General features: G+C 42.9%; 13 protein-coding genes and 1 other annotated feature. Of the genes, 2 read left to right on the top strand and 11 right to left on the bottom strand.

The features are described from left to right. Positions 1–46 precede the first annotated feature (46 nt). The gene (locus A5877_RS16175) at positions 47–1,057 is read right to left on the bottom strand and encodes a glycosyltransferase family A protein (RefSeq protein ID WP_086317315.1); all 1,011 of its coding nucleotides are present in this window, start codon (positions 1,055–1,057) and stop codon (positions 47–49) included. A gap of 91 nt (positions 1,058–1,148) precedes the next feature. Beyond that, positions 1,149–3,581, bottom strand: coding sequence for a glycoside hydrolase family 3 C-terminal domain-containing protein (locus A5877_RS16170; protein ID WP_086317313.1), 2,433 nt, complete (start codon positions 3,579–3,581; stop codon positions 1,149–1,151). A gap of 234 nt (positions 3,582–3,815) precedes the next feature. Between A5877_RS16170 and glf the strand changes: the two genes are divergently transcribed. Continuing rightward, on the top strand, positions 3,816–4,943 hold the full coding sequence (gene glf, locus A5877_RS16165) for a UDP-galactopyranose mutase (RefSeq protein WP_086317311.1): 1,128 nt from the start codon (positions 3,816–3,818) through the stop codon (positions 4,941–4,943). 132 nt (positions 4,944–5,075) lie between these two features. Here glf and A5877_RS16160 read toward each other — a convergent pair whose 3' ends face one another. From A5877_RS16160 to A5877_RS16150, 3 genes are all read right to left on the bottom strand, one after another. Beyond that, a complete protein-coding gene (locus A5877_RS16160) occupies positions 5,076–5,843 on the bottom strand; it encodes an inositol monophosphatase family protein (RefSeq protein ID WP_086317309.1) in 768 nt (255 codons plus the stop codon). Between the two features lie 8 nt (positions 5,844–5,851). Continuing rightward, positions 5,852–6,124: a UPF0223 family protein gene (locus A5877_RS16155; RefSeq protein WP_008381425.1), complete on the bottom strand. Its 273-nt coding sequence runs from the start codon at positions 6,122–6,124 to the stop codon at positions 5,852–5,854. A gap of 207 nt (positions 6,125–6,331) precedes the next feature. Beyond that, positions 6,332–7,237 (bottom strand): hypothetical protein, encoded by a 906-nt coding sequence (locus tag A5877_RS16150; RefSeq protein WP_005236371.1) that lies wholly within the window; start codon positions 7,235–7,237, stop codon positions 6,332–6,334. Between the two features lie 188 nt (positions 7,238–7,425). Here A5877_RS16150 and A5877_RS16145 point away from each other — a divergent pair, with 188 nt between their 5' ends. Continuing rightward, complete coding sequence (locus A5877_RS16145) at positions 7,426–7,950, top strand: type 1 glutamine amidotransferase domain-containing protein (RefSeq protein ID WP_005236373.1); 525 nt, start codon at positions 7,426–7,428, stop codon at positions 7,948–7,950. Positions 7,951–8,022: 72 nt separating this feature from the next. On the opposite strand, the gene A5877_RS16140 is transcribed toward A5877_RS16145, so the two are convergent. The 6 genes from A5877_RS16140 to pdhA all read right to left on the bottom strand — a co-directional run bounded on the left by A5877_RS16140 (position 8,023) and on the right by pdhA (position 15,888). Continuing rightward, on the bottom strand, positions 8,023–9,222 hold the full coding sequence (locus tag A5877_RS16140) for an MFS transporter (RefSeq protein ID WP_086317307.1): 1,200 nt from the start codon (positions 9,220–9,222) through the stop codon (positions 8,023–8,025). 162 nt (positions 9,223–9,384) lie between these two features. After that, positions 9,385–10,656, bottom strand: coding sequence for an O-acetylhomoserine aminocarboxypropyltransferase/cysteine synthase family protein (locus A5877_RS16135; protein ID WP_086317305.1), 1,272 nt, complete (start codon positions 10,654–10,656; stop codon positions 9,385–9,387). 50 nt (positions 10,657–10,706) lie between these two features. Continuing rightward, positions 10,707–10,960, bottom strand: a binding site (T-box leader). Between the two features lie 109 nt (positions 10,961–11,069). Continuing rightward, positions 11,070–12,476 (bottom strand): dihydrolipoyl dehydrogenase, encoded by a 1,407-nt coding sequence (gene lpdA, locus A5877_RS16130; protein ID WP_086317303.1) that lies wholly within the window; start codon positions 12,474–12,476, stop codon positions 11,070–11,072. A 7-nt stretch (positions 12,477–12,483) separates the two neighbouring features. Next, positions 12,484–13,773, bottom strand: a complete 1,290-nt coding sequence (locus tag A5877_RS16125) for a 2-oxo acid dehydrogenase subunit E2 (protein WP_086317301.1) — start codon at positions 13,771–13,773, stop codon at positions 12,484–12,486. Between the two features lie 25 nt (positions 13,774–13,798). After that, positions 13,799–14,776 (bottom strand): alpha-ketoacid dehydrogenase subunit beta, encoded by a 978-nt coding sequence (locus A5877_RS16120; protein ID WP_005230047.1) that lies wholly within the window; start codon positions 14,774–14,776, stop codon positions 13,799–13,801. 2 nt (positions 14,777–14,778) lie between these two features. Beyond that, entirely contained in the window at positions 14,779–15,888 is a 1,110-nt protein-coding gene (gene pdhA, locus A5877_RS16115) for a pyruvate dehydrogenase (acetyl-transferring) E1 component subunit alpha (RefSeq protein WP_005231936.1), read from the bottom strand. Positions 15,889–15,971: the final 83 nt, after the last annotated feature.

Genomic DNA, 15,971 nt, shown 5'->3' with positions numbered 1-15,971 from the left:
AGGTTTGTCCACTGTCTTGAAATAATCTTATCTGAATTGATTTCCTTCAATTAAAGCCATAAAATTTTTGAGCAAGGTGGTAAAAGCCTAACGAAGCTTTTCGCCCGATGGCACCTGGGAAATGGACGCCGTGTCCTAAGAGACCGAACCGTAAACGAAAATACAGCAGCTGATCACGAGAGCGAATCAACTTCCACAGCTCCTTTTTCTTTAGCAAGCTTTCTTTCGACCCTTCTTTGATCAACAAAATCGTTGAAACAGTTGTGATTGCTTCTAAATATCGACGCATATAACGAGTGAGTTCTTTGCCGGTTTGATCCAGTGAAAGATAGTAATCGATCATTGTCCGGTTGACTTTCAATTGCTGGTCGATACGACTGATCATCACTTTTTCATTGACGGACTGATCCGATCGACCAATATAATAGCGATAAAAATCGACATTTAAGTAGACCATTTTTTTGACGTAGGGCAATGGTTCATAGACATACAGATTATCTACATAAAAGGTATGTTTGGGCAACTGCAAGTTTGCTTTTTCTAATACGCTTTTGCGATAGATCACCGAGTGCATCAATAGGTACTTACTGAACGGAAATCGCACGTCCCCCCAGCCGAATGGTTCATTTTCTGGCAAGAAGCGCTGATAATGAATGCAACGCTTGTTTTTCTTCCACTGGGTTTCATAGACGTAATTACTAATAACCATATCGACCGAATTTGCCTGTGGATCGCTTGTCAAAAAGATCAAAATTTGTTGATAGGCCTTTTCATCTACCCAATCGTCGCTATCTACGATTTTGATGAAGATCCCACTAGCAGCTTGTAAGCCCGTATTGATCGCTTGACCATGACCGCCGTTTTCTTGATGGACTGCTTTGATTTGCCTTGGGTAAGATCGCTGATAGCGTTCAGCGATCGCTCCGGTTTGATCATGGGACCCGTCATTTACAATAATGATCTCAACGGTCTCTCCCCCTACTAATAATGAATCAATACAGCGTTCCATATAATCTTGCGAATTGTAGCATGGAACAATTATACTTAAAGTTTTCACACTTGATCCCTTCCCCACATTTAACTTTTCTGCTTCTTTCCCCAAAGTGTTGCAGCAGATTTATTTTTGTCTTTTGAAAAACATGTAACGATCAGTGAAGCTGCGATAGTTGTTTATTGTACTTTCTTTGAAGCTTTTTGTTGCGGATAAATGCCCGACAAAGCCCGAAGCTTCCTTTGAAGAAATGCCCATTACACATAACCAACAATTGGTCGATCATTGCCATGCTGACCATCCCATTGGTCATTTTGGCGATGCCACGAAACGGCATGTTCCAAATGAACAATAAGTTTAGATCCAATTTTCCTTTTTTTTCGTTGCGCTTCCTCATGGTATTCAAGACAAGAAAAACCAAACGACCTAGAGGACTTTTTGCCTGCTGCAACTCTGCAATGGTACTGTTTTTGGCTAATGGCTGACCGCTTGATTCTTGCGGTAATGGCTGGTTCAAAAACTGTGCAAAATCATGTAACGTTGCTTGTTCGATCCGCTCAGGATAAATAACTTGTTCGCTTACCGTTCTTGGTCGTAAAGTGGCGGCTTTCTGATCGATCAAAAGCGTGCCTTGAAGTTGGCTCTCTTCACAATTCCCACCAATAAACAGGGTATATTCTCCTGCCTCAACTGCCCAGCAATTTTGTTGGCTGTCATAAACACGAAAGGTCTTATCATCAAAAGGCAATCTGATCGTGCGTTTTTCACCACTGGCTAAGGCTACTTTTTTGAATCCTTTTAATTCTTTTTTCGGTCGCATCAGTTGACTGTCTTTCAAACCAACATACAACTGGACCACTTCTTCACCGTCTCGATTCCCAACATTTTCAATTGTAAATTTTACTTGATTTTCTTCAATGATTAAACCACTATAAGCAAATTCCGTATAACTTAGACCGTAGCCAAATGGAAACAAAACTGGTTTTTTAAACGTGTCATAATAGCGATAACCGACAAACAGTCGCTCTTTGTAATAAGCAAAACGACCTCTTGCTGGGAATTCTTCACCAAACAAAACATCATCATAGGAAGAGGGATAACTTTCTGCTAGTTTTCCGCTCGGATTATACCGACCGAAGATCACATCCAGCATCGCGGAAGCACCGGCTTGTCCACCTAAGTAGCCATGAAGCACACCAACAGCTTTATCTAGCCAGGGCATTTCAACAACCCCTCCCGCAGACAAAACAACGATTACTTTTGCAGTCGTCTGACAAAGTTTTTCGATCAACTGATTTTGATTTGCGGGCATCGCCAACGTCTCACGGTCGATCCCTTCGCTTTCATAGCTCTCATCAAGTCCGGCAAAAACCAGCACAACCTCACAGTCAGCTGCTAAAGAAACAGCTTCTTCGATCAATGCTGCTTGTTCTGTTGCTGTTTTACTACTACTTTTTCGGACATAGCCTTGTGCATAACCTGCCATTTCAGGAGTATAATCTCCAATCTTTTCTAAAATCGACTCGACTTGTTTCGCATTTACCATCGAAGACCCCGCACCTTGGTACCGAGGTGTTTGAGCAAAATCTCCAATAATTCCGACCTTTTGCTTAGGATTTAAAGGCAAGCAGTTGTCATCATTTTTAAGCAGAACCACGCTGCTTCTGGCTGCTTCTCTTGCGACTGTATGATGCTGTGCCCAATCGATCGCATCTTTCCCAGTTTGTTTCTTCGTCTCTGAGAAGACCACTGCTAGCTCAGCAACCCGTACATCAAGCTCCGCCTCAGCCAAACGATTCCTTTCAATTGCATCAATAATTTCTTGTGCGCCAGCGATCCCTTGCCCTGGCATCGCCAAATGGCAGCCATTTCTGACCCCTTCGACATGGTCATTATCCCCGCCCCAGTCGGAGACAACAAAGCCAGCAAATCCCCATTCATCTCGGAGAATCTCTTGTAATAAGCGTTTGTTTTCATTGGCGTAAATGCCATTGATCAAATTATAGGCGCTCATGATACTTTTCGGTTTTCCTTCAGTGACGGCGATTTCAAAATTTGTTAAATACATTTCTCGTAATGTCCGCTCATCAACGATGGAATCCGAGGCCATTCGTCTCGTTTCTTGACTATTGACAGCAAAATGCTTCGGGCAGGCAATCGTCCCGTTTTCTTGAATACCTCTGATATTTGCAGCCGCCATTTCCCCTGACAAATAAGGGTCCTCACTGAAATACTCAAAATTGCGCCCGCCTTTAGGATTTCGCTTGATGTTCAGACCTGGACCCAAAACGACATCAACCTCTAACGCTTTTGCTTCTGATCCAATACATTCACCAACCTTCGCAGCAAGTTCACAGTCCCAGCTGTTTGCAATTGTTGCCGCCGGCGGAAAACAAGTTGCTGGAACGCTTTCATTCAGCCCCAGGTGATCTGCTTCTCCCACTTGCTTACGAATACCGTGCGGACCATCTGCCATAAAAATCGATGGACAGATCGCTGGTAGCTCATGTGTCTCCCAAGTATTTTTTCCTGAAACAAACAATGCCTTTTGTAAAAGTGTTAATTCTGCAATTTTTTCTTGGCTATTCATCTAAACCCAACTTTCTGCTATGTATAAATCATAAGTCTATAAATCTACTAGCAGTAGTTTATCATGGAAACGCCAAGCAATGAGCGTCCTTTCATGAACGGTCGCTTTTTGCTCATGAATAACCAGCCAATTATAAAGATTCTTTGACTCTTTTAGAAAACGCTTGCTTTGCTCGGTGGCAGCCTTTATCTTAGAATTTGTATATCATAAACAAAAGCTGAGAGGAGCGAACACATGAAGACTGGCAACTACCAGTACTTGATCGTTGGTGCGGGCTTATTCGGGTCGATCTTTGCCCATGAAGCAGCCAGAAAAGGGCATCGTTGTCTGGTGATCGATAAGCGTGACCACATCGGAGGCAACTTGTATACTTATCAAGAAGACGGCATCACGGTTCATCAATACGGCGCCCATATTTTCCACACGGATAGCAAAGAGATTTGGGCTTATATGAATCGCTTTGCTGACTTCATTCCTTTTACCAATCAAGTCTTGGCGAACTACCAAGACCAACTCTATAACTTGCCTTTTAATATGAATACCTTTTATCAACTGTGGGGCGTGCGAACGCCTGCAGAAGCGCAAGAAGAGATTAAACAGCAAATTGAAAGTGCCGGTATAACAGGAAAGCCTAAAAACCTTGAAGAACAGGCGATCCAATTAGTGGGAACCGATATTTATCGTAAGCTGATAGCCGGTTATACGCAGAAGCAATGGGGAAAGCCCCCTAGCGAGTTGCCGAGCTTTATCATTCGTCGACTGCCGATTCGTTTCACCTATGATAACAATTATTTCAACCATCGGTTTCAAGGAATTCCCGAAGGTGGCTATACGCCGATTTTCCAGAAATTATTAGATGATGATCGGATCGATGTTTGTTTGAAAACGGACTTTGAAGCTGAAAAAGCAGCCTATTTAGCACGTTTTCCTAAAATAATCTATACAGGACCGATCGATGCCTTTTTCGACCAAAGATACGGTCCTCTAGAATATCGTTCGTTACGTTTTGAAACAACCAAACATCCATCACCAAACCTTCAAGGAAATCCCGTAATCAATTACACGGATGAAAAGATTCCCTTTACCCGCAGCATGGAATGGAAACACTTCGATAAGCAAGGTGAGTCAGATACAACCATTCTTACCAAAGAATATCCAGCCCCATTCACGATTGGTGCTGAACCCTATTATCCTATCAATGACGAAAAAAATAACCAGCTGTATAAAAAATACAAACAGCTGGCTGCGAAACAGCCGCAAGTCCTGTTCGGAGGACGTCTCGGCTCGTATCGGTATTTAGATATGGATCAAATCGTCAGTGAAGCATTAAAGCTAGCACAAAAAGAACTTACTGCGAACTAAAAAGGCTGGGCTGCCGTTTTCGCTACTTAGGGACAGCGTTGACTACCACCAGGTCCAACTAGTGGGAAACGGAGCCAGCCTTTTTTTCTATGAGCGTCAGTTCATCGGTTATCAGATAGTAGGCATGCTTTCTTATTGATTGACGATCGCCAATAATTCTTCAAAAGCTTTCGGTGTACCGCCGATAAACAATTCCCGTCCATTCAAGGATAGCGGCTCTCCTTTGATGTTTGCCATTTTTAATCCAAGGGTTTCTAACAAAACGCCCCATGGCGCATAATCCCATGGCGCAAGATGAGAAAGATAGCCTGCTCTTTGTCCTTTAGCGAGGGCGATCAACTCTACCCCAGCACATCCAGTCATACGAATGCCTAATGCTTTGGCACTGACTTCAGTTTCGTGGTGGCGGTTATGGATCAACATGGGTGAATTCAAGCCAACGAGACCCTCGGATAAGGCAATATCTTTCGGCGGTTCGATCTTCTTGCCATTGTTATAAACACCAATCTCTGGACCCCCCCATAAGAATTCATCTTTCATGACATTATAGACAAAACCAAAGCGCCCTTTGCCCTCTTCGTAGATCGCGATCATGATACAAAAGTTTTCTTTTTCCAACACGAAATTCATGGTTCCATCGATCGGATCAATGATGAAGACCCGTCCACTCATGTCGGCAAGTGTGTCCAGTCCGTTTTCTTCACCTAAAATTTTGGCATCCGGATCATAGGATTGGATCTTACCAATCAGAAAATCTTGCGTGGCTTTATCCAATTCTGTCACTAAGTCTTTCCGTCCTGATTTTGTCTCGACCACCAAGTCTTCTTTATTTAAATTGCCTTTGATCCTTTCGCCTGCAGCGATCATCCACTGGCGAACTTCATTAACGATTTCATGCATTCGTTGATCTACCCTTTCATTTTTAGTTTTCCCTCAGTCTTTTTCGCTGCCTGCACGGCATGGTATAACGAATAGCCTGATAGTTCTTCAAATTCTCTACCTAAACGGCGTTCCTCGCCAATGCTGGGAACGACTTTCTTAAAGGCTTGATACGCCTCAAGAAACGTGCTGCTAGGAAGGCCTTTTTCATAGGCTTGTTCTAACCGTTCCCACATCTTCATGACGACGACCATTTCATCCGTCGACCAATCTAAGTCCAGAGGATATTGATAATCCCGCATATTACCACTCCTATTCATCTTATTCAGTGTACCACAAAATTGAAAATAGGTCAGAGCCTCCGCTGCAAAAAAGGTACATTCTGGCAATGAATGTACCTCTGGTTTACAAACTATTTGGATTTCTAGAAGCTGAACTCCATGAATCTCAAATAAGAAGGAAATTCCTTTGTTCTTTCAACGAGATCGCTTATTAAAAGATGACCGATTTCAAAAAGGTTCGTCTAGAAAAGCCCGCAAAAACAAAAAATTTTTAATGATAGCAATTGATTTCCACCACTGTTTACTAATGAAAAACTCTGGGTAATCTGTTCCCCATTGCCATGGAATGACAAATGATCCGTCTGCTTGTTGGTGTTCTAAAATTTCTTCGGCTTCTTTTTTACATATTTCTTCACTAAAAATCCCAAGCAGCTGCTCTCTTGTAAAGAAAAAATTTGAAGGTTTGCTGACATAAGATGTGAACCACTCTTCTGGCTCATTTGAGACTGCATGGCGAATTTGCCAGAATAAGATCTCGCGAAAGCGTTCATTTGCTAAAACAGGCTGATACTGGATTTCTTCACAGTCTTGTAATAATTCTAGATAGACGACTAATGTGTGCATTTCACTGGTTGGCTCCTTAAGAAAACTTGCAACTGCTGTTTCGGCGATTTCTTGTGCTTTTTGATAGAGGGTCGTTTCCCCTGTTCTTAAGATCGTACCAGCTAGACTGACCGTTGGGTTGTCTGCTGGCACGCCCACAGGACTCTCCCACCAAATCGCATGCGGATAGGATACCGTTGACGGCACTTGGTTGAGCCATTTCCCTTCAGAAAATTCTTTTCCACTAGCTAAATACCTTAGAATCCCTTGGACTTGTGGATTTGACGAATGAAGGCATTCAAGCTCTCGTAAAATTCGACATGCCTCCCACACTGCAATCGGTGTACTATTGGGATTCCAATAATCAGGTTCCAAACCATGCCCATAACCACCATCTTCATTTTGGTAGACTTGTAACGCCTGTAATACAGCCTCGCGAGATCCATTTTCAAAATGGTACTGCCAACGAGCAAGGTCTAAAGGGCGCGCGTTTTTGTAAATAAATTTTCGTGCTTTTTCGAATGCTTCCATATCTTCGCCTCCTTTGGCTTTCTTTTATTATCGCTTACTCCCCTAATGATTACAACGCTTACATCAATATCATTTCTCTGAACGACCATTCTCAGAATAGCTTCTTGGCATTTTTCAGGAAGCATACTTTTGGTGTTTCCCTTGGCATGATGTTACAGTAAGAATAACAAGAAAAAGGAGGAATTCTCTTGCGTTTAGAAAACAAAAAAATCATTGCCTTAGTCGACAATGATTTCGAAGATTTAGAACTTTGGTATCCGGTCCATCGGTTACGGGAAGAAGGCGCACAAGTCGATTTAGTCGGTGAAGAAGCGCATAAAACGTATATTGGCAAATATGGTGTACCCGCAGAATCAGCCTATGCTTTTTCTGATATTCACGCCGATGACTACGATGCCATCTTAGTTCCGGGTGGTTGGGCACCTGATAAATTACGGCGTTTCCCAGAGGTCATCTCTTTCGTCCGAACGATGGACAAAGACCAAAAAATCATTGGACAAATCTGTCATGCAGGCTGGGTCTTGATTTCTGCGAATATCCTGCAAGGTAAGACGGTTACCAGTACACCAGGCATCAAAGATGATATGACAAATGCTGGAGCCACATGGGTCGATACACCTGTGGTTACGGATGGTCATATCGTTTCCAGCCGCCGTCCCCCAGATCTACCAGACTATATGCGGGAATTTATTGCTGTTTTAGAAAAGAAATAGTACCCATTGATCAGATTCAAAAGAGTTGCGACCGAAGGAAATACGGCCGCAACTCTTTTTTCTACCTATCGATCATTCGCTTATGATCGCTAATTTTTTGTTGCTTTTAGGGATTTTTTTCACACCGATAAAGGTCAATGCAGCACCCAGAACGGCAAACCCAGTCCCAATCAAAAGCATTTCCCAGACACCAAAGCTTTGGATCAGCATCCCCCCTAAAAGGTTGCCGATCACGCCACCGATCGTGGTAGCGATAATGATAATCGTTTGTCCAAAAACCCGGTCTTCATCTGCCAAACTATGGTTGAACAAATAAGCAGAAGCAGGAATAAACAAGGCAAAACTAACCCCTTGCATCAAATGGCTCATTTCCATCAGGATGATGGAGCTGATCAACAGCATCAGCACCCCACGAATGGCAAAGGCAACACTGGACAGCAACAGCCAAAAACGGCTAGACCGTATCCTCACTAACTGTTCAAAGAAAATCATGCCCGGCAATTCGCATAACGCCGCAATCATCAGGGCGATGCCAACTTCCTTACTGCCACCGCCAATATCGGCAAAAATTTGTGCCAAAAAACTGTTGATCATCGTGTGGAAGCTGAAGAGAAAGCTAAATCCGACAAAGAGAAAGAGTAAAAAAGGATATTTTTTCAAAAAGGCACCTGAATGACTTTGTTCTGTATGCATCACGGGCATTTCTGGCTTCTTGATCGCTGGCAGCAAAAGCAAAATAATGAGAAACAAAACGGCTTGCCCGATAGCGATCATTGGTAAAAGGGCTGCCGAAAACTCCTCTAAGAGCTGCCCCAGTAAAAAGGAGGTACCCGCAAATCCTAGTGACCCACCGGCACGGGAAAAGCCAAAATTGATTTTGTTGCCGCTATTTGTGTATTCAAACGCCAAGGCGTTGAGAAAGGACTGCATGGAAACGAGCAAAATCCCTCCTAAAACATAGGTCAGTATTGATAATCCAGGGACCATCACACCTGCTAAGAGCACCGCGACCACGCCGATTGTCATCGTTTTCAAGACAACGATCAGTGGTACTTTGCTTTTTTTGATAATGACTTGACTGATGAAGGGCTGCAAAATCGTAGACGCAATATTGACTAGGGCTAAAATACCGCCAATTTTTGCTGGATCGACCTTGAAATAAATCAAAAAGAGTGTCGCAAAGCCATAGATTGAGCAAAACATCATCCAATAAAGAAATTGCAAACTTGTGTAGTAAAACCGAATCCTCTTGTCACTTGCATGATTACGCATACATCCCCCACCTTATCCATATTCCTTAGCAACTAAATATAGCATAGAACCGATGGATTTACTATCCTTCTATAAACAGAAACCGCAGTTTTATTTGAAACACTAACCCACAACAAAAAAGCGCAGCATAGTATCCTGCGCTTTTCCTACTGCTTCAACTATTTAGAGCTGTTGGAAGGCTTGCGTGAGATCTTCCAATAGATCGTCGATGTTTTCCAATCCAATGGATAGGCGAATCGTCTCTGGACGAATTTTGGCTGCTGCAAGTTCTTCTACGCTAAGCTGAGAATGGGTCGTCGAAGCTGGATGGATGATCAAGGACTTTGCATCGCCAACGTTCGCCAGTAGCGAGAATAGCTTAGTTGCGCCACAAAAGGTTTTGCTTGCTTCTGCCCCACCCTTTAATCCGAAGGAAAAGACCGAACTGGTCCCTTTGGGGAAATACTCCTGCGCCCGCTTAAAATAAGGACTGTCCGGCAGGGTTGGGAAATGAACCCAAGAAACTTCCGGGTGCTTGGCTAAAAATTCAGCAACTTGTTGCGCATTTTCTACATGACGTTCCATCCGCAACGAGAGGGTCTCGATGCCTAAAAGCAACACCCATGAATTGAAGGGAGAAATCGCAGCACCTGTATCCCGTAAAAGAATCGTTCGGGCCCGAGTGATATAGGCAGCGTTACCAGCGGCTTCTACCCATGAGATCCCATGGTAACTATGATCGGGATCGACCAGCTTGGGAAATTTGCCGTTTGTCCAATCAAAGTTGCCACTATCAATAATAGCCCCTCCTAAAGCAGCCCCGTGACCACCGAGGTATTTTGTCGTGGAATAAACGATGATGTCCGCACCATGCTCAAACCCTCGAAAAAGATAGGGAGTCGCAAAGGTGTTGTCAATGATGAGGGGAATCCCGGCTTCATGAGCGATCGCTGCAATCTTTTTAAAGTCGGCAATATCAATATCTGGATTGCCTAAAGACTCTAGAAAAACTGCTTTGGTATTTTCTTGGATGGCTGCTTTTAGTGCTGCCAGATCTTCACTATCGACAAAGCTTGTGGTGATGCCAAAATCTGGCAATGTATGGGCGAACAAATTATAGGTACCGCCATAAATTGAAGCGGCAGAAACGATATGATCTCCTGCTTGCGCGAGATTTAAAATTGCATAGGTGATCGCTGCTGAGCCAGAAGCCGTAGCTAACGCACCGACACCACCTTCTAATAGGGCTAATCGTTCTTCTAGAACCGCGGTCGTCGGATTGGTAATACGGGTATAGATATTGCCGCTCTCACTAAGACTAAATCTCGCTGCCGCTTGGTCAGCATCATCAAACACATAGGATGTGGTTTGATAAATGGGTACGGCGCGACTTCCTGTGGTAGGATCTGGTATTTGTCCTCCGTGTAATTGAATCGTCTCAAATCTTTCTGTCATACTATTCCTCCTTAATAATGCAAATAAAAAAGCCCTCTGATATCGAGATATCAAAGGACGTGTTTACGTGTTACCACCTTTATTCAAGCAGACTTTCCAGCATGCTTCTCAGCAAGTACGCGACAAATTAACGTCGTTATACTCTGACGCGATAGCGGGCGCACCCGGATCTCCTTATCTTTCGTACAAGTTCAGAAGATCACCTCTGAGGCCATTTTCGATTGATCCTACAAGTTCTTCTTGCACCTTACGAAGACTCTCTACGCTTGCCAAATCAATTTACTTTCCTCATCAACGGTTGAAATATTAAGAGCATCGTATCATTTCCAGAAGATTCTGTCAATAGGCCAGATCGTTTTATTTTTGGTGATAAAAAAACTCGTTCACCAAATGATGAACGAGTTTCACAAAGCTTAAATGTGGATTGGTAATCCTAGAGCTAACTCAGCAGCATCCATTGTGATCTCACCTAGAGATGGATGTGGATGGATCGTTAGCGCGATATCTTCTGCGTTCATGCCAGATTCAATAGCAAGAGCAAGTTCTGAAACCATATCGCTTGCTCCTAGACCAGCAATTTGCGCACCGATGATCACATTGTCTTCAACCGTTGTTACTAAGCGGATGAATCCTTCAGTTTTTCCTAGAGATAACGCACGACCGTTACCTGAGAATGGGAATTTGAATGCTTTTGCTTCAATTCCAGCATCTTTGGCATCTTTAATCGTCATACCGACAGAAGCCAATTCTGGATCAGTAAAGGCAACTGCTGGCATTGCTTTGTAATCAACGGAAACTTTTTTACCAGAGATTGCTTCAGCAGCGATTTTTGCTTCATAGCTAGCTTTATGTGCTAATGCAGCACCAGGTACGATATCACCAATTGCGTAGATGTTTGATACGTTGGTACGGCCTTGTTTGTCAACCGTGATCAATCCGCGTTCGCCTACTTCAACACCTGCTTGTTCTAAGCCCATGTCATCAGTATTTGGACGACGACCAACAGTAACCATCACGTAATCAGCAGTAACTGATTCTTCTTTACCATCTACGGCATATTTGACAGTTACGCTATCGCCATTGTCAATTGCTTCTTTCGCCATTGCGTTCGTAACGACTGTTACACCTTTTTTCGCAAAGTCTTCTTCAACCAATTTGACCATGTCTTTTTCATAGGTTGGCAAGATTTGAGGAGAGCCTTCAAGGATCGTTACTTCTGCCCCTAGGTTTGCATAAGCTGCACCTAGTTCAGAACCGATGACACCGCCACCGATAACAACGAATTTTTTAGGAACTTCTTTTAATGCCAATCCGCCAGTTGAATCAAGAACACGTCCGCCGAATTTGAAACCAGGGATTTCAATTGGGCGAGAACCTGTTGCGATGATTGCATTGTTGAAAGAGTATGTTTGTGCTGAATCTGGGTGGATGACACGCAATGTGTGATCATCAACGAAGAAAGCTTCTCCTTCAATCGTTTCTACTTTGTGTTTTTTCAATAGGAAACCAACACCTGAAGTTAACGTTTTAACGACTTTGTTGTCTTTCCATTCTTGTGTTTTGGTAAAATCAAGGGAAACATTTTCACTTGTTACACCAAACATTGTTGAATCCAAAGATTCTTGATAATGATGACCTGCAGCGATCAAGGCTTTTGAAGGGATACAACCAACGTTCAAACAAACGCCGCCGATGTATTCTCTTTCAATGATTGCTACTTTTTGTCCCATTTCAGCAGCGCGGATGGCAGCTACATAGCCGCCAGGTCCCGCACCGATTACAACTGTATCTAATTCAACAGCAAAATCTCCAACTACCATTTGTTAATCATCCTTCCATCATTAATAGCTCTGGATCAGCTAATAGACGTTTGATATTATTCATTGCTTGTTGCGCTGTTGCGCCATCAACGATACGGTGGTCGAAGCTTAATGAAAGTTTCATCACACGTCCGACAACGATTTCGCCTTCAGCGTTTACGATTGGTTGTTGCGCGATTGTACCTACACCCAAAATAGCTACTTCAGGGTAGTTGATTACTGGAGTGAACCAGCCGCCACCAACTGAACCGATGTTACTGATTGTGATGGTACCATTACGCATATCATCTGCAGCCAATTTGCCGTCATGAGCAAGTTTTGCTTTTTCGTTGATTTCATCAGCGATAGCAAACATGCCTTTACGATCTGCATCTTTTACGTTTGGTACATACAACCCATGGTCAGTATCTGTTGCGATACCGATGTTGTAATAGTTTTTGTATACGATCTCTTGTTTTGCATCATCGATCGACGCATTCAAGATAGGGAATTTTTTCACTGTTGCAGTCAATGCTTTTACAACATATGGTAAGAAAGTAAGTTTTGTGCCGTTTGCAGCAGCAACTTCTTTGAATTTCTTACGATTATCCCATAGGTTTGTTACTTCAACTTCATCATGCAAGGTTACATGAGGTGCTGTTTGTTTGCTGTTTACCATCGCTTTAGCGATTGCTTTACGTGTAGGTGTTAAGGCAACACGTTCTTCTAAATCACCTAAGTTTGATTTGAAGGCTTTTGCTGGAGCTGCTGGTTTGCTTTCAGTTGCTGCAGCTTTTGTTTCTTCTTTCACAGGAGCTTGAGTTTCAGCTTTTGCAGCTTGTCCGCCACCTGATAGGAAGTTTTCGATGTCTTCTTTTGTTACACGTCCGCCTTTACCTGTTGCAGATACTTGGGAAATATCCACATCTTTTTCGCGTGCGAATTGACGGACAGAAGGCATAGCCAAGACACGTTTGTTAGGATCTGCTGCTTCAACAACACTTGCTGAACCAGAAGTTTCCACTTTTTCTTTTGGTGCTTCTGCAGGTGCGCTTGATGAAGCAGGCGCACTGTTGTGACCAGGTGCGTCGATTTCAACTAAAACATCACCAACATTTGCAATTGTTCCTTCAGCAACAACGATGTTTTTCACTGTTCCTGTTACTGGAGATGGGATTTCTTCGACTGATTTGTCGTTTTGAACTTCAAGCAACGTATCGTCTTCATTGATGGTATCTCCTGCTTTAACGAACCATTTTACGATTTCGCCTTCTGCAATTCCTTCACCGATATCCGGTAATTTAAATTGAAATGCCATTTTCTATTCTTCCCTTCTTCAACTATTAAAAGTTCACGATTTCTTTCACTTTGTCTTCGATGTCTTTTGCATTTGGCAACCAAATGTTTTCAGCTTGACCGAATGGGAAGATCGTATCTGGTGCAGACACGCGTCCGATTGGAGCTTCTAGTGATAGAACCGCACGTTCAGAAATTTCAGAAACGACTTGAGCGCCAACACCTGCTTGTTTTTGTGCTTCTTGAACGACAACCACACGACCAGTTTTTTCAACTGATTTGATGATCGTTTCAACATCAAGAGGAGCAACTGTACGCAAGTCGATAATTTCAGCGTTGATGTTTTCTTTCGCTAAGTTGTCAGCAGCTTTGATTGCTTCACGAACCATTGCACCATAAGTGATGATTGAAACATCAGAACCTTCACGAGTTACTGCTGCTTTGTCTAAAGGAACTTCGTATGCTTCTTCTGGCACTTCTTCACGGAATGAACGGTAAAGTTTCATGTGCTCTAAGAAAACAACTGGGTCATTGCTGCGGATAGAAGCAATCAATAATCCTTTTGCATCATATGGGTTTGATGGAATAACGACACGGATACCAGGTGATTGAGCGATCAATCCTTCCAAGTTATCTGAGTGCAATTCTGGTGTGTGCACACCGCCACCAAATGGTGAACGAATAGTGATTGGTAAATTACGTGTACCACCCATACGGTAACGAGTACGCGCCATTTGACCAACGATTTCGTCAAATGTTTCAAATACGAAACCAAAGAATTGGATTTCTGGAACTGGACGGAAACCTTCTAATGCTAAACCGAAAGCCAAGCCGCCGATACCAGATTCAGCAAGAGGGGTATCGAAGACACGATCTTCGCCGAATTTTTCTTGTAAACCTTCTGTTGCACGGAAAACCCCGCCGTTTTTACCGACATCTTCACCAAAGACTAAAATCTCTTTGTCATTTTCCATTTCAACAGCTAAGGCATCTGTAATTGCTTGAATCATTGTTTTTTGTGCCATGACTATTTCGACTCCTTCGCTTCGTAAGTTGCAATTTGTTCTTTAATGTTTTGTGGTTGTACTTCAAACATGTTTTTCAAGAAATCTGAAACTTTTTGTTTTGGCACGCGGTCCGCTTCAGCGATCGCTGCTTTGATTTCTTCTTTTGTTTGTTCAATGACTTGTTCTTCTTTTTCTTCAGACCAAAGTCCTTTTTCAGTTAGGTAAGTACGGAAACGTACCAATGGATCTTTTTGTTGCCATTCGCTGTCCATGTCTTTTGAACGGTAACGGGTTGGATCATCACCAGACAATGTATGTGGACCGTAACGGTAAGTCAAGGTTTCAATCAATACAGGACCGTTGCCGTTTGCTGCCCATTCACGAGCTGCTTTAGAAACATAGTACACTGCCAATGGATCCATACCGTCAACTTGGATACCAGGGATCCCAGCTGCTGCAGCTTTTTGTGCCAATGTTGGTGCCGCACTTTGTACTTCACGAGGTGTAGAGATCGCAAAACCATTGTTTTGGATATAGAATACAGCGTTTGCATGGTAAGCCCCTGCAAAGTTGATTGCTTCATAGAAGTCCCCTTGTGAAGAACCGCCATCACCTGTATAAGTGAATACAACATTTTTCTTGTTGCGTTTTTTCAATCCTAAAGCAACGCCGGCTGCTTGGACGTATTGTGCACCAATAATGATTTGTGGTGGCAATGCTTTTAAATCTTCTGGATAAAGGTTCCCAGCAACGTGGCCACGTGACCATAAGAAAGCTTCTTTCAATGGCAGACCGTGTTGGATCAATTGTGGTACATCACGGTAACCAGGTAATAAAACGTCTTCTTTTTCAAAAGCAAATTGACTTGCTAATTGGCTTGCTTCTTGTCCAGCAGTTGGCGCGAAGAAACCTAGACGACCTTGACGGTTTAACGCAGTTGAGCGTTGGTCTAATACACGAGACCATACCATACGAGTCATCAATTCAACTAATTCGTCGTCACTTAAATCTGGTACTAACTCTTGATTTACAATTTTCCCGTCTTTGTCCAAAGCTTGGTAAGTTGGAAAATCCGCATTGACTTGCTCCAAAATCGCTTGGAAATCAAGTGCTTTTTGTTTTTTTGCCATCTTGACACACTTTCCTCTCTGATATAAAAATTCACTTTCGTATGTAACAGGGTTTAAATCTGTACTATCGAAATTTCATTTAC

This window comes from Enterococcus sp. 3C7_DIV0644, from assembly GCF_002141235.1.
Taxonomy (GTDB): Bacteria; Bacillota; Bacilli; order Lactobacillales; family Enterococcaceae; genus Enterococcus_D; species Enterococcus_D entomosocium.
This window is presented reverse-complemented; position numbering and strand designations above follow the sequence as displayed.

Coding starts and splice junctions, on each gene's coding strand:
- A5877_RS16125 (WP_086317301.1), bottom strand. CDS start 13,773: ATGGCATTTCAATTTAAATTACCGGATATCGGTGAAGGAATTGCAGAA.
- A5877_RS16150 (WP_005236371.1), bottom strand. CDS start 7,237: ATGGAAGCATTCGAAAAAGCACGAAAATTTATTTACAAAAACGCGCGC.
- A5877_RS16160 (WP_086317309.1), bottom strand. CDS start 5,843: ATGCATGAAATCGTTAATGAAGTTCGCCAGTGGATGATCGCTGCAGGC.
- lpdA (WP_086317303.1), bottom strand. CDS start 12,476: ATGGTAGTTGGAGATTTTGCTGTTGAATTAGATACAGTTGTAATCGGT.
- A5877_RS16140 (WP_086317307.1), bottom strand. CDS start 9,222: ATGCGTAATCATGCAAGTGACAAGAGGATTCGGTTTTACTACACAAGT.
- A5877_RS16170 (WP_086317313.1), bottom strand. CDS start 3,581: ATGAATAGCCAAGAAAAAATTGCAGAATTAACACTTTTACAAAAGGCA.
- A5877_RS16135 (WP_086317305.1), bottom strand. CDS start 10,656: ATGACAGAAAGATTTGAGACGATTCAATTACACGGAGGACAAATACCA.
- A5877_RS16120 (WP_005230047.1), bottom strand. CDS start 14,776: ATGGCACAAAAAACAATGATTCAAGCAATTACAGATGCCTTAGCTGTT.
- glf (WP_086317311.1), top strand. CDS start 3,816: ATGAAGACTGGCAACTACCAGTACTTGATCGTTGGTGCGGGCTTATTC.
- pdhA (WP_005231936.1), bottom strand. CDS start 15,888: ATGGCAAAAAAACAAAAAGCACTTGATTTCCAAGCGATTTTGGAGCAA.
- A5877_RS16155 (WP_008381425.1), bottom strand. CDS start 6,124: ATGCGGGATTATCAATATCCTCTGGACTTAGATTGGTCGACGGATGAA.